The 13,987-nt window shown below is 65.9% G+C and carries 13 protein-coding genes; all 13 read right to left on the bottom strand.

The window, feature by feature from the left end:
- Window positions 1–40: 40 nt before the first annotated feature.
- Window positions 41–511 (bottom strand): hypothetical protein, encoded by a 471-nt coding sequence (locus LAN61_11805; GenBank protein MBZ5541190.1) that lies wholly within the window; start codon window positions 509–511, stop codon window positions 41–43.
- Between the two features lie 24 nt (window positions 512–535).
- Window positions 536–1,666: an ABC transporter permease gene (locus LAN61_11810; protein ID MBZ5541191.1), complete on the bottom strand. Its 1,131-nt coding sequence runs from the start codon at window positions 1,664–1,666 to the stop codon at window positions 536–538.
- Between the two features lie 6 nt (window positions 1,667–1,672).
- The gene (locus LAN61_11815) at window positions 1,673–2,674 is read right to left on the bottom strand and encodes an ATP-binding cassette domain-containing protein (protein MBZ5541192.1); all 1,002 of its coding nucleotides are present in this window, start codon (window positions 2,672–2,674) and stop codon (window positions 1,673–1,675) included.
- 203 nt (window positions 2,675–2,877) lie between these two features.
- The gene (locus tag LAN61_11820; protein ID MBZ5541193.1) at window positions 2,878–3,954 is read right to left on the bottom strand and encodes an efflux RND transporter periplasmic adaptor subunit; all 1,077 of its coding nucleotides are present in this window, start codon (window positions 3,952–3,954) and stop codon (window positions 2,878–2,880) included.
- 295 nt (window positions 3,955–4,249) lie between these two features.
- Window positions 4,250–5,359 (bottom strand): D-alanine--D-alanine ligase, encoded by a 1,110-nt coding sequence (locus tag LAN61_11825; GenBank protein MBZ5541194.1) that lies wholly within the window; start codon window positions 5,357–5,359, stop codon window positions 4,250–4,252.
- 85 nt (window positions 5,360–5,444) lie between these two features.
- The gene (gene rocF, locus LAN61_11830) at window positions 5,445–6,356 is read right to left on the bottom strand and encodes an arginase (GenBank protein ID MBZ5541195.1); all 912 of its coding nucleotides are present in this window, start codon (window positions 6,354–6,356) and stop codon (window positions 5,445–5,447) included.
- Between the two features lie 165 nt (window positions 6,357–6,521).
- The gene (gene asnS, locus LAN61_11835) at window positions 6,522–7,823 is read right to left on the bottom strand and encodes an asparagine--tRNA ligase (protein ID MBZ5541196.1); all 1,302 of its coding nucleotides are present in this window, start codon (window positions 7,821–7,823) and stop codon (window positions 6,522–6,524) included.
- 56 nt (window positions 7,824–7,879) lie between these two features.
- Window positions 7,880–8,749, bottom strand: a complete 870-nt coding sequence (locus LAN61_11840) for a sugar phosphate isomerase/epimerase (GenBank protein MBZ5541197.1) — start codon at window positions 8,747–8,749, stop codon at window positions 7,880–7,882.
- Between the two features lie 5 nt (window positions 8,750–8,754).
- Entirely contained in the window at window positions 8,755–10,569 is a 1,815-nt protein-coding gene (gene ggt, locus LAN61_11845) for a gamma-glutamyltransferase (GenBank protein MBZ5541198.1), read from the bottom strand.
- Window positions 10,570–10,731: 162 nt separating this feature from the next.
- The gene (locus LAN61_11850; protein ID MBZ5541199.1) at window positions 10,732–11,613 is read right to left on the bottom strand and encodes an ABC transporter substrate-binding protein; all 882 of its coding nucleotides are present in this window, start codon (window positions 11,611–11,613) and stop codon (window positions 10,732–10,734) included.
- 218 nt (window positions 11,614–11,831) lie between these two features.
- Window positions 11,832–12,929 (bottom strand): hypothetical protein, encoded by a 1,098-nt coding sequence (locus LAN61_11855; protein MBZ5541200.1) that lies wholly within the window; start codon window positions 12,927–12,929, stop codon window positions 11,832–11,834.
- A 93-nt stretch (window positions 12,930–13,022) separates the two neighbouring features.
- Complete coding sequence (locus LAN61_11860) at window positions 13,023–13,340, bottom strand: PilZ domain-containing protein (GenBank protein ID MBZ5541201.1); 318 nt, start codon at window positions 13,338–13,340, stop codon at window positions 13,023–13,025.
- 282 nt (window positions 13,341–13,622) lie between these two features.
- On the bottom strand, window positions 13,623–13,958 hold the full coding sequence (locus LAN61_11865; protein MBZ5541202.1) for a PilZ domain-containing protein: 336 nt from the start codon (window positions 13,956–13,958) through the stop codon (window positions 13,623–13,625).
- Window positions 13,959–13,987: the final 29 nt, after the last annotated feature.

The raw sequence follows: 13,987 nt of genomic DNA on the forward strand, positions 1-13,987 counted from the left end.
ATCGGCTACGCTGCACAGACGGCAGGCGGTGCTCCCTCTGCTATGGCGGCGGAAAGCTGAACGACTTGTCCCTGGTCTCCACCCAGAGGTTCACGATGCGCGTGCGGCGGTTCTTCTCGCCGTCCTCGACGGTAGGAAAGGGCGCGAACGGGCTGATCTGCACGGTGATGATCACGCCGCTGGCCTCGCAGAACGGGATCGCGATTCCTTTGCCGGGGCACTTCTCCTCGGCGATGTAGTAGCTCTTCACTGGGCCGTAATAGCCGTTGGGGGCCCAGTCGGCCAGAAAATCCTGCATGGTGTAGCCCTCTCCCGGCTTCCAGATCTGATAGGCGCGGGGCATGTCTCCCGCCACCACGGCGTCCAGAAAACGCGCCACAGCTTTCTTTTCCGGGGAGTAGCGAAACGTGAACCACAGCAGTATGACCAGCAGCACGGCGCCCACCAGCGCCAGCCAGAGGCGCAGGCGCGGATGGGCCGGCTTCTCGGCCGGGACTTCGAACAGGGACATGCGCAAACCTCGCGATACCGCGTTTCAGATCTGCCGCTGGAAGAGCGCAATGCACGCGCTCATCAGCAGCACGGAGAAGCCTAGCAAGACGAAGACGTCGAAGTAAATGCCTTCGAAGCCGGTATTTTTCAGCAGCAGATTCTTCAGCGCGTGCACCGCATAGGTGAAAGGATCGACGATCGAGATCCACTTCAGCCAGACCGGAAAGCCCTCCTGGGGATAGATGGCCCCGGAGGGGAAGAAAAGCAGGGTATTGAGCACGCCGAAGATGGCCCGCGGCACCAGCGGGTCGGTCACCCGCACCATCACCAGAAACATGAAGCTGATCATGGCCAGCGAGGCCGCGGAAAGCACCAGCACCAGGTAGATGAGCCGCAGCGGCTCCCACAGCCGGTCGATGCCCGCGATCAGCCCGCCGATGAGCGTGATGGTCAGCCCGGCCATCACCCCTTTCAGCGCGCCGGCCAGGTTCAGCCCCAGCACCAGCTCGGCCTTGCGGATCGGCGTTACCAGGTAGCCTTCGTGCAGCCCGCGCGCCTTGTCGTCGATGAACACGATGCCTCCGCCGATCATGGCCACGATGAAGATGGACATGGCGATCGAGCCGGAAAGCAAATACTTGATGTACTCGATGTACGGGTACACTTCCACGACTTGCATGTCGATGGCCGCGGGCAATCGCCCGGTAATCTGCGGGGCGTTGAGCGAGGCCGCCAGCTGCTGCATCCGCTCGTAGAGCTGCGAGGTGACGAAGTTGTCGGTGTTGTCCTCGATGAAGGCCACGCGCGGGCGGTCGTGCTGCAGCACGCGCCGCGAATAGTCGTGCGGGATGTGGATCACCGCGCGCACGAACCCCGCGCGCAGATCCAGGATCGCGTCCGGCACCGAGGAGTAGTCCGTGACGTAAAACGTCTTCGGCCCCGCCTCGATGGACTTTAGGCTCTCGCGCAGCGTTCGCGACTCCGCCCCGCGGTCTTCGTCCACCAGGGCCACGTGAATGTTCTTGATCTTTCCGCCGAAGGCGTAGCCCAGCACGATCAGCTGCATCAGCGGAAAGACCATCGAGCTCACCATCAGCGCGGGACTGCGGAAAAATTTCCGCATGTCCCGCTCCAGGATGGCGCCGATGCGCTCGAAATTAATTCCGATGTCCATGCCCGCTCACTTGTACAGGTGCGTGACGTCCAGCCGCGGCACCGTCTGCAGCGCGTCGCGCAGTTGCCGCCCCGTGTAGTGCAGGAAGACGTCGTCGAGCGTCGTACCCTGCACCGTCACGCGCTTTACCTGGATGCCCCGGGTCCGCGCGCGGTCCATCAGCGCCGCCACCGTTTCCGGGCCGCTGTGCGAGGTGATGTGCACGGCGCCGTCCTGCTCGGAGACGTGCGCGGCCTGCGGCAGCTGCCGCAGCTGCTCCAGCCACTCGTTCCAGGCCGGCGTGCCGGGCGGCACGTTCCCGAATTCCGCCTCCACCACGTCCGCGCCCGGGATGCTGTCTTTCAGCCGCGTGGGCGTGTCCAGCGCCACCAGTTTTCCGTGGTCCACGATGGCGATGCGCTCGCACAGCTTGTCCGCTTCGTCCATGTAGTGCGTGGTCAGCAGAATGGTCAGCCCGGAGCGCTTCTGCAGCCGCTCGATCATCTCCCAGACGTTGGTGCGCGAGACCGGGTCGAGGCCCGTGGTGGGCTCGTCGAGAAACAGGATGTGCGGCGAATGCACCAGGCCGCGCGCGATCTCCAGCCGCCGGCGCATCCCGCCGGAGAAAGTGCGCACCAGCTGGTTGGAGAAGCTTTCCAGGTCCACGGCCGCCAGCAGCTCGGTGGCCAGGGGCGCGCGCCGGGCTTTTTCCACGCCGTAGAGCTTGGCGTGGATCAGCACATTTTCCCGCGCCGTCAGTTCCGGGTCGGAGGTCAGCGCCTGCGGGATCACCCCGATGGCATGGCGCACCCCGTCGGCGTCGTCCACGATGTCATGCCCGCCCACGCGCGCCCTGCCGCTGCTCGGCGGGGTGAGCGTCGTGAGCATGCGGATCAACGTGGTCTTGCCTGCGCCGTTCGGCCCCAGCAGGCCGAAGATCTCCCCCTCCGCCACGGTGAAGCTGACTTCGTTCACCGCGGTGAAGTCTCCGAATCGCTTGGTGAGCTTTTCGACTTCGATGGCGTTCATCGTGAGCTTCCGAAACTCGAAACTCGAAACTCGAAACTCGAAACTCGAAACTCGAAACTCGAAACTCGAAACTCGAAACTCGAAACTCGAAACTCGAAACTCGAAACTCGAAACTCGAAACTCGAAATCGAAACTCCTCTTCTCTCACCCGGCTCTGTCGAATTTCGCTTTTCGGATTTCGAATTTCATCTTTTCTCTCCCCCTCAGGGGCGTCTCGGTAGAATCTGGCCCTTGCCCGGCGGCGGCAGGAGCACGGTGGCGGTCATGCCGGCGAACAGGCGCCGGCCGGGATTGGGCACGGCGACTTTGATGGCGAAAGTCTTGATGTCGCGCTTGGTGCGGCTGACGTCGCGCTGCGTGGCAAATTCGCTCTCCACGCCCTTGAAGATCAGGGTGCCTTCGATCACTTCGCCGGAAGGCAGACGCACGCGCAGCTTCTGCCCGAACTGCACCACATCGATGTAACTTTCCTCCACGCTGGCGCGCACCCACAAGTGGTCGATATCCACGATGGTGACGATGGGCGCGCCGGGCTGCACCACCTCTCCCTGGCGCGCCACGCGCACGCTGACGATGCCGCCCAGCGGCGCGTAGATCTTCGTGTAGCCCAGACGCGTTTCGGCTTCGGACTTCGCCGCCACGGCCTGCGCCAGCTGCGCCTGCATGGCGGCCAGCACGCTCCGCTGCACGGAGACCTGCTTGCGGTTGGCCCGCGCCAGCTCCAGCGCGGCCTCCTGCGCCTTCACCTGGTCTTCGAGGGCGCGCACGTTGGCCTGCGCGGAGCGCAGGGCGGCATCGGCGTGGTCTTTGTCCTGCGCGGTGGCGATGCCGCCGGCGAAAAGGCCTTGCACACGCTTCTGGTCGAGTTCGTTGCGCAACAGATCGGAGCGGGAAGCCTCCAGCTGGGCCTTCACCGCGGTGAGCGTGGCCGCGGCCTGGCTGACCTGCGCGGCGGTCTGCTCGTCGGTGAGGCCCTGGGTGGCCTGCGCCTGGCGCACCTGCGCTTGGAAGCTGCGGATGGCGGCGGCGGCGGAATCGCGCTGCGCGATAAGCTCGGCGGTATCCAGCTCGGCGAGCAGCTGCCCGGCCTGCACCTCGCTGCCCTCGTCCACCAGCAGGCGTTCGATGCGCCCGGTGATCTTGGCGCTGACGATGACGTCGTTGCTGTCCAGCACGCCCGTCAGCGGGATCTCGGTGCCGTGCGGCACGCTAACGAGATAGCCCACCAGAGCCACCACGAACACCACGCCGAGAAAAATGAAGAATCGGGAGATCTTCATCGCCGCCTCAGTGATATGTGTGACCGCGAAGCGGTCAACTCCATGCGTGACCGCAAAGTGGTCAACAGCCGTCCTCTGCGCCCCCCCGGCAGGGTGCAAAAATAGCAGGGTTTGTCATTCGGAGCGAAGCGAAGAATCTCCACGTCAAGCATGGCCAGCGCTGACGGTCGAGGTCCTTCCACTCCGGCTTCGTCGAGCCCTCGGGATGACAAGCACAAAAGTCTTGTGCCGCAGGCTGCTAGTGTAGTCCGGCCCGCGGCAGTTTGCGCGGCGGGGCCTCCGGACCGGCGCGGCCTCAGGCCCCCAGGGCTCCGCCGGCGCCTTCCGGCAGCTCAATGGCGTACTTGGTGCGCGTCTTTTCGCGGTGCTGCTCGAGCGCCAGGGCGATCAGCCGGTCGATCAGCTCGCGGAAGGGGATGCCGCTCGCTTCCCACAGTTTGGGATACATGCTGATGGAAGTGAAGCCGGGAATGGTGTTTACTTCGTTGAGAAAGAGTTTTCCGCCGCGCTTCTCCAGGAAGAAGTCCACGCGCGCCATGCCCGATAGCTCCAGCGTGTGGAAGGCGCGCACCGCCAGCTCCTGGATCTTGCGTACCTGCGCCGGCTGGAGTTTCGCCGGGATGAGCAACTGCGTGCCCTCCTCCAGGTACTTGGCGGCGTAGTCGTAGAACTCGCGGTGCGGCACGATCTCCCCGGGCACGGCGGCCTGCGCAGCGGCGTTGCCCAGCACGGAAACTTCGATCTCCCGTGCGGTCACCGCGCGCTCCACCAGAATCTTCATGGCGAACTCCGCCGCCAGGTCCAGCGCCGGGGCCAGCTCCTCGCGCGAATGAACTTTGCTCATGCCCACCGAGGAGCCGAGCACCGCCGGCTTCACGAAAACCGGGTAGCGGAATTTCTTTTCGATGGCCCGCGCGATTCCCTTGGGGTCGCGCTCCCAATCCGCGCGCTGTACGGTCAGCCACGGCACGACGGGAATCTTGGCCTGCTGGCACAGCCGCTTGGCCACGTCCTTGTCCATGGCGATGGCCGAGCCCAGCACCCCGGCGCCGACGTAGGGAAGCCCCGCCAGGTCGAGCAGGCCTTGCACCGTGCCGTCTTCGCCAAACGTTCCGTGCAGCACGGGGAAGACCACGTCCACCCGCTGGCCCCCGCCGCTGCGATCCAACGGCACCAGCACCGCTTCGGTCGGGTCCGCAGCCAGCATCACGCGCTGCCCGCCGCGCAGCACCTCGGCCGGGGTCTTCTGGGCGCCCGTGCCGATCAGCCAGTGTCCTTCCTTGGTGATGCCGATGAGCACCGCCTCGTACTTGTCCGGGTCCAGCCCGCGGATTACGGAGGCCGCGGAGGCCAGCGAAACCTCATGCTCGCCGGAGCGCCCTCCGAACAGCACTCCCACCCGCAGCCGTTTTTTCTCCGTGCTCACGATGGCCTCTTCTTCGTGTTTCGTGCTTCGCATTGCGCGACCAAAAGCCAGCGCGCAAATTCTCCTACAAAATCTTCTTCCCCAGCCCCGAGCACACCAGCTCCACACCCAACAGCGCCGTGGTGTTGTGCTCGTCGATCACCGGATTGATCTCCACGATTTCCAGTGAGGCCATCGCTTCCGTGTCCGCGATCATCTCCATGGCCAGGTGCGCTTCGCGGTAGGTGACCCCGCCGCGTACCGGCGTGCCCACGCCCGGGGCGTCGGTGGGGTCCACGAAGTCCATGTCCAGGCTGATGCCGATGGCGGCGGTATCGTCCATGGCGAATTTCAAGGCGTCGCTCATCACTTCGCGCATGCCGCGCTCGTCGATATCACGCATGGTGAACACGTGCACCCCGGATTTCTTCACCAGCCGCTTTTCCTGGGCGTCCAGGTCGCGGATGCCCACCAGCGCCACGTTCTGCGGCTGCACCTTGGGCTTGAACCCCAGCAGCTCCACCAGTTCCGGCGCGCCGTAGCCCATCACCGCGGCCAGCGGCATCCCGTGAATGTTGCCGGAAGGCGAGGACTCGGGGGTGTTCATGTCCCCGTGCGCGTCGAGCCAGATGTAGCCGATGTTCTTCTCTTGCTTGCGGTAGTGCGCGGAAACGCCGGACAGCGTGCCCACGGCGATGGAATGGTCGCCTCCCAGCACCACCGGCAGGAGGCCCTCTTCCAGCGTCTTCTGCACGGTTGCGGCGAGCTCTTTGCACGTCTCCGAGATTTCCGTCAGGTACTTGGCGCGCTTTTCCCCGTAGTGCTGCTCTTCGGCCTGCTTCACGGCGATATTGCCCATGTCCTCGACCTGGTCTCCGAGCTGCTTGATGCGCGCCTGGAGCCCGGCGACGCGCAGCGCCGAGGGGCCCATGTCCACGCCGCGGCGGCTGGCGCCGAGGTCCATGGGTACGCCGATAATGCGGATCTTATGAGACATAGTCGCTTCCCGTCACTCGTGGCTTGTGCCGCGTGCTTCGCGCCAAATTCCGCCGCTGGTCCGGACCACGAGTCCGCTGTCCCGAGCCGCGAGTCACCTTGAAAAGTTCAGTCCGGCCGGCAGCATTGGCGCTCTGGCTTCCCCCTGCGCCGATCCCCGCAGGCTTTAAGGATAAACCCGGTAAATCATCCGCGGGAAGGGAATCACTTCGCGGATGTGCTCGGTCCCGCAAATCCAGGCCACCGTGCGCTCCAGGCCCAGCCCGAAGCCCGCGTGCGGCACGCTCCCGTAGCGCCGCAGGTCCAGATACCACTGAAAAGGCTCTTCCGGCAGGTTGTGCTCCTTCAGGCGCTGCACCAGCAGGTCGTAGTCATGGATGCGCTGCCCGCCCCCAATGATCTCCCCGTAGCCTTCCGGGGCCAGCATGTCGAAGCCCAGCGCCAGGTCCGGCCGCTGCGGGTCCGGCTGCATGTAGAAGGCCTTGATGGCCGCCGGGTAGCGGTGCACGATCACCGGCCGGTCGTACTGGCTGGAGAGAATGGTCTCCTCGTCGCCGCCGAAGTCGTCGCCGTGCTTGGCCGGGTTGCCGCTTTTCTGCAGGATTTCGATGGCTTCGTCGTAGCTGATGCGCGGGAAGGGCGCGTGCACGCTGGCCAGCTTGCTGGTGTCGCGCTTCAGCGTTTCCAGCTCGCGCACGCGGTTCTTCAGCACCGATTGCACCACATGGCTCACCAGGCCCTCGCCCAGCGCCATCATGTCCCCGAGGTCCGCGTAGGCCGCTTCCGGCTCCAGCATCCAGAATTCCGTCAGGTGCCGCCGCGTCTTCGATTTTTCCGCGCGGAACGTCGGTCCGAAGGTGTACACCTTGCCCAGGGCCATGGCCGTGGCTTCCACGTAGAGCTGCCCGGACTGCGTGAGATACGCTTTCTCCTCGTCGAAGTACTGCACTTCGAAGAGGTTGGTGGTGCCCTCGCAAGCCGCCGGCGTGAAGATGGGCGCGTCGGTCAGCGTGTAGCCCTGCCCGTCCATGAACTCCCGCGCCGCGCGGATCGCTTCCGCGCGGATGCGCAGGATGGCCGCCTGGCGCGGCGTGCGGATCCACAGGTGCCGCCGGTCCAGCAGGAAATCCACGCCGTGCTCTTTGAGCTGGATGGGGTAGGGATCGCTCTCCGGCACCCGCTGCACCACTTCCAGCTTGGTGACCCCGATCTCGTAGCCGCCCGGCGCGCGCTTCTCCGCGCGGATCTTTCCGGTGACGATCACGCTCGATTCCTGCGTCAGTCCGCGCAACGCTGCGAACGCCTCCGGCTGCTCCTTCAGCGCGCACACGCCCTGCATGATTCCCGTGCCGTCGCGAAAGATGGGAAATAGCAGCTTCCCGGATTCGCGCAGGTTGTAGAGCCATCCCCGCAGAGTGACTTCCTGCCCGTCGTAGTTTCCCGCCTGTTCGATCGTGATTACGCTCATGCCCCTGTCCTGAAGATGCCCGGGCGGCGCTGACCGCCCCTTCTTCTTGGAAGCCCTTACCGCGCTTCCTGCAGTGTTTGTTCCAGCCGATCCAGTGCCCGCCGCGCTGTTTCGAGCTGGGCTACGAGCGGCGCCGCTTCCGCCCCGCTCTGCTCCTTGAGTTCCAGCACCAGTGGCAGCGGCTGCGCCAGCGCGGAGGCCAGCAGCTTCGCCGCGGCGGCCCAGTCGAGCGAGCCCGCGAAGGGCGGCAGGTGCTCGTCCTTCTCCCCGTGGTTGTCGTGAATGTGCGTGGTGGCCAGGTGCTCGCGCATCGGCGTGAAGCATTTCTCCAGGCGCTCTTCCACCGGGCCCTCGGCGAGATGCGCGTGTCCGATGTCGAAGCACAAGCGGATGCCGGTGAGCCGCGTCTCCTCCAGAAACGCGTGCAGGTACGCCGGATCGCCCATCTCGCTCAGCGTATTCTCGATCGCCAGCGTGACTCCCGCGTGCCGCGCGTGCAGCATCAGGTGTTCCAGCGAGCTGAACGCCGCATCGCGCTTGCGCGGCTCGGCGGTCTCCCGCGACCCGCCCATGTGCAGCACCAGCAGCGGGAACGGCAGAAGTTCGGCCACGTCGATGGCCCGCTTGTATTCGTCCATGGCCTCGATGCGCCGCACCCGCTCCACCTCGCAGAGCGACAGCGGCGAGCCGCCTTCCCGCGACGCGCTCCGATCCCGGTTGGTCGGCGCGTGCAGCGAGGCCAGCTTCAGATTGCGGTCCGCCAGCGCCCCCGCGATCTCCCGGATCGCTTCCTCCGCGTGAAAATCGAAATGGCTGCGCGTGCAGAAGATCTCCACGCCGTGAAAGCCCGCCTCGGCCACCTGCCCGAGCATCTCCGGGGAGAGCCGCCGCGCCACGAATTGATAGGTGGAGAGCAGGCGTTGCATGGTCGTCAGTATCCCTGCGCCGAGCCGTGGTCCCGCGGGTCGGCCGCGCCCAGCCGCTCGCCTGTCTGCGCATCAATCCCAATGGCGTTCACCAGACCGATGTGCGCGCGGCGCAGCGTCCGGTGCCCGCGGGCCTGCAACGCCTGCTCGACGCTCGCCGGAAAGGTGCTCTCCAGCAGGATGCGGTCCGGCAGCCACTGGTGGTGGAAGCGCGGCGCGTTGATCGCCGCCTGCGCCTCCATCCCCAGCCGCATCCAGTTCAGCACGCTCAGCAGCGTCACGGAGATGATCGTCGGCCCGCCGGGCGACCCGGTGACGAAGCTGAGCTGGCTGTCGCGCAGCACAATCGTCGGCGTCATCGAGCTGAGCGGGCGCTTGCCGGGCGCGATGGCGTTCTCTTCGGACTGGATCAGCCCGAATAGCACGTTGGGCACGCCGGGCTGCGTGGTGAAATCGTCCATTTCGTCGTTCAGCAGGAAGCCCGCGGGCGAGGTCACGTGCGAGCCGAAGCTGTCGTTGAGCGTGGTGGTCGAGGCCACGGCGTTGCCCGCGGCGTCCACCACGGAAAAGTGCGTCGTGTGCGGGCCCTCGCCCAGGCTCACGATGGTCTGCGGCCTCTCCGGCCCTTGTCCGCGGCTGGCGGCGGCCTCCCCGCAGACATGCGGATGCCCGGCCTGCACGCTCTGGCTCGCGGAGGCGTGTTGCGGGTCAATCGTGGCCGCCCGCTCCTGTGCGTAGCAGGGCGATAGCAGGCCCGCGACCGGCACCTTCGAAAAGTCCGGGTCCGCGAGATACGCTGCGCGGTCGGCGAAGACCCGCCGCATCACTTCCGCGACGCGATGCACGCTCTCCGCGTCCTCCCAGCCCTTCAGCGGCATGCCCTGGAGCATGTTCAGCGCCTCGATGATGGCCACGCCGCCCGAACTCGGCGGAGGCGAGGTCAGTACCTCCCAGGTGTGCCCCTCTTGTTGGTACGAGGCGCGCAGGACCTCGCGCACCTTCGGCTGGTACCGTGCCAGGTCCTCCCGCGTGATCAGCCCGCCCGAGCGCGCCATGTCTGCGGCGAGCAGCCGTGCTGTCTCCCCGCGATAAAAATCCGCGCTTCCCTTGCGCGCCATGCGCTGCAGCGTGGCCGCCAGTTCCGGCTGGCGCAAAATTTCGCCCGGCTGGTACGGCTTTCCGTCACGCAGGAAGATGCGCCGGCTCACCGCGAAGCGTTCGAGGCCCGGCCGCTCTTCTTCGAGCTCCCGCGCGAGCTTTTCGCTGACGGGGAATCCCTCTTTGGCCAGGCGAATCGCCGGCGCCAGCACTTTGGCGAGCTTCATCGTGCCGTAGGTCTTGAGCGCCAGTTCCAGTCCCGCCACCGTGCCGGGCACGGCTACCGAGCGGTAGCCGATTGTCGCAGCTTCTTCGTCCAGCTTGCCGTCGGGACGGATATACATGTCGCGGGTGGCCTTGCCCGGCGCCACTTCCCGGTAGTCGAAGAAGCTGCTGCGGCCATCCGCCAGGCGCACCAGCATGAACCCGCCGCCGCCGAGATTCCCCGCGGCGGGCTCGACCACGGCCAGCGCAAAGGCCGTGGCCACGGCGGCGTCCACGGCGTTTCCCCCGCGCTTCAGGATTTCCACGCCCGCCCGCGACGCCAGCTCCTCGTCCGTCGCCACCATCCCGTGCGCCCCGCGCACCGCCTTCTGCGGCCAGCTCGCCGGGGTTTCCGCGGGCGCGCGCAGCTCCACCACGACCTGCCCGCGCGCCAGCGGCGCCACCGCCGTCGCGGCCAGACACAGCACACAAATCCAGGTTTTTGTCCGGGGGTTCATGGCAAGTAATTGACAGTAAGTGATTCAAAGCACAGCGTCAAGGCAGGGTCAGGCCGGGTAGTCGGCTAGCTTCCAGGAAGCTGACCCACTACCCGAAGCCGGAAAAAGAGGGCTTCCCACGCGGCAATCGGCAGCCCCGTTCGTCCGTGCCAGATAAATTCTCTATTTGTTATTTTCGCTGAGGAATTCGATGGACGGAGGACCCGGCAGGAGCCCGGCCTTGGTGCCGCGCTCGATCAGCTCTTTCACGGCCTGGCGGCCGCGCTCGCCGTAGCCGAGCGTCCACTTGTTCACGTACATGCCCACGAACTTGTCGGCCAGCTCGGTTTCCATGTCCCGGGCGAACTGCAGGGCGTAGTTCAGCGCTTCCTCGCGGTGCTCCAGGGCGTATTCCACGCTCTGGCGGATGGTGCGGGAGATCTGCCGGCCCAGGGCCGGGCCCAGCGCGCGCCGGATGGCGTTGCCGCCCAGCGGCAGCGGCAGCCCGGTTTGTTCCTGCCACCACACGCCCAGGTCAATCACCCGGTGCAGGCCCATCGCCGGGAACATTAGCTGCCCTTCGTGGATCAGCAGGCCGGCCTCGACCACTTCGTTCTTCACCGCGTCCAGAATCTTGTCGAAGGGCATGACCACCGCTTCGAAATTCGGCTCGAAGAGCTTGAGCGTCAGGTAGGCGGTGGTCTTCAGCCCCGGCACGCCGATGCGCCGCCCGGCCAGCTCTTCGCGCTTCAGCGGTTTTGCGGAGACTACGATGGGGCCGTAGCCCTCTCCGAAGCTCGCTCCGCAGTCCATCAGGATGTACTTGTCGCGCAGGGTGGGATAGGCCGCGAAGCTTACCGCGGTGACGTCGTAGGTCTCCGTCAGCGCCGCTTCGTTCAGGGTCTGGATGTCCGCGAGGACATGGGTGAACTTCAGCCCCGGCGTGGCCACCTTGTGCGTCGCCAGCGCGTAAAACATAAATGCGTCGTCGGAGTCCGGCGAATGCGCCAGCTTGATCTCCACTTCTTCTTTGGCTGTCATGCTGCTTGCTTGTTTGCCTGCCATGGGTCGAGCCGAACCTGCCTCGCTGCCGTTGCCGGTCCCGGTCTCTCCGCAAAGATGCCTCGCCCCTGAAGGCGCATGCGGAAAACAAGAGGAGAGGACGTTCGCGAACGCAGGGAAGTGCGTACCGCGCGGCCGGGCCTTTCTTGGGCTCGAAAAGCCTAGCATATCGCCGCCCGGGTGACAATTCGGGGCCCCAGCAGCACAGACTTCCGCCTGCGCTACAGCGCCGAGACCATGCGCGCGATGGCGTCGTCGAAGCTGGCGCGGCCTTCCAGATAGGGCTGCCAGTAGGTTTCGAGCAGACGCTGGTAACCGGACCAGCCGCGGGCGTAGAGGCCTGCGCGCACCGCGGAGGGGGAATAGGCGGGCTTCGCGGCGGTTTCGCGAGTGGCTGTTCCGGGGACCGGCCGGTCGGGCGCGGGTTCGGGCTCGGCAGCGTCCCCCGCCGCGGTCATCGCCGACTTCACCGCTTCGTCGGTGGTGTAGAAGAGCAGGGCGTGCCACAGGTCGCGCGGGATGGCTTTGCCGCGCTGCCGGCATTCGCGCACGATGGCCTCCTGCACCGGGCCGGCGAGGCCATGCGAGGCTTCGTGGAAGAGCATCTCCAGCGCCGCCTCGCCCTGATTGCGCGGGTCCGTGCTGGAAACCGTCAGGCGCAGCGGGTCGAGCGTGGTGTAGGCGCCCGGCGGACTGGCATACTGCGTGACCTCCACGCGGATCTTCTCCCGCGGCCAGCGCGCCTGGTAGATCTCCGCGAGGCGCTGCGCCAGGTCCAGTCCCTTTTCCCGGATGATGGGCGCTACCGCGGCCACCCAGCGGCGATTGGCGCGATCTTGCTCCGGCCACCAGTGCGCGCGGTAGACGGGCGCGGCGCGGTTGAGCACCGGAGTAATCTTGCCCGGCAGGCCGGCGTTGCACTCCTTGCGCGAGGTGCCGCTCAGTTCCGGACAGTCTTCGAAGTCGCCGAGCTGGTTTTTCAGCGCGGTCAGGTCAGAATTGAAGAGCAGGTCCTTGTCCGCGTAGTTGGCGGCATAAAACGCGACCGCGGCTTCCCAGGCGCGCTGCTCCTCTTCCGTAAATCCGGGCAGGGGGGCTGGCGCAGTTTTCGACGCGCCAGGGTCGCGCCGTTCGCGTGCCTGCTGGTAGAGGAAATGGTGCAGGTTGACCCAGAAGCCGCTGTGGAATTCGAAGACCGGCAGCGGGCCGATGCGCGGATCGCCCTGCCCGGCAAGCGCCACAGAGTAAGTCTGAGCGGCAAGCGCCGGCGCAGCCAGGGTGACCGCGAACAGCGCGAAGAGGAGAGCGGGGCGGCGCATGATGCGAAACCCGAGTCTAGCGCCAATGCCGCGCCGGAACAAATGTGGCCGTCAGGTGAAGCGGAAAAATAGCGCAGTCTGCGCCGGGATGGTTCAACTGACGACCGTGGCGGCCAGCCAGCGCTCGAGAACAGCTTGCTGCGGCGCCGCGACATCCACGAACGACACGCCCATGCCCATCCCGGGGATTTCGTAGACGACCCGCGCATGCGTGGCGAACTGCTCCCCGCCCTGCGTCAAGCGCAGAAGGACGAGCGTGCCTGCGGGGAGGGGATTTAGCGTGTCCAGGTAGCAGCCGGTGCGGCTGACATCGGAGGTGCGGGCGGCGGCATTCGTGCCGGAAGCCTCGACGTGGATCTCGGCTGCGAGGACCAGCGGGTAGCGCGGTGCTGCACGGCGTTCTGTCGTCACAGGCATCATCTCCAGGCCTTCTTGCCCTGAGAGATCCGTCCGGAGCGAGGTGACTACCGGGAGAGACCTCGCCGCTGGTGAATGCCCCGCTTCTAGTCTGCGTGCGCCCTGTTGGGGAGGCAAGCGGCAACACAAAAATGCCGCGAATGGGTTACTCCGGAAGCGCCAGCGCCCCGCACGCCCGGGAAGAGATGTCTGTTGACCGCTTCGCGGTCACCCAGAAGGATGACTTTGGGGATGGAATGCCGGCGATTCAGGAGCGGGCCTGGCGCGGCCTCCTGCTCAGTCGAACTGGTCGGCTTCCGCGAACCAGCGGTCCAGGATGGCGTACTGGTCTGCCGGCGTGCTGGCATCGAACTCGATGCCCATGCCCAGACTCGGGCTGACAAACACCACGCGGCCGGTGGTCTCGAAGTTGTCGTTCTTGTGCATCAACTTCACGCGCACGGATTTGCCGAGGCGGATGGGATTGAGGGTATCGAAATAGCAGCCGGTCCTGCTCACGTCGGAGCAGCGCGCGCTCAATTTTGCTCCCCGGGGAAGTTCCGCCACCTCGGCACTCACAATCAGCGTGAAGCGCGTTGTCCGGCGCCGTTCTTTCTTGTCGCTAAATTTCATCGGGTCTCTCTGGGTATTGGATATCCAGC

This window comes from Terriglobia bacterium (assembly GCA_020072785.1).
Lineage (GTDB): Bacteria > Acidobacteriota > Terriglobia > Acidiferrales > UBA7541 > Acidiferrum.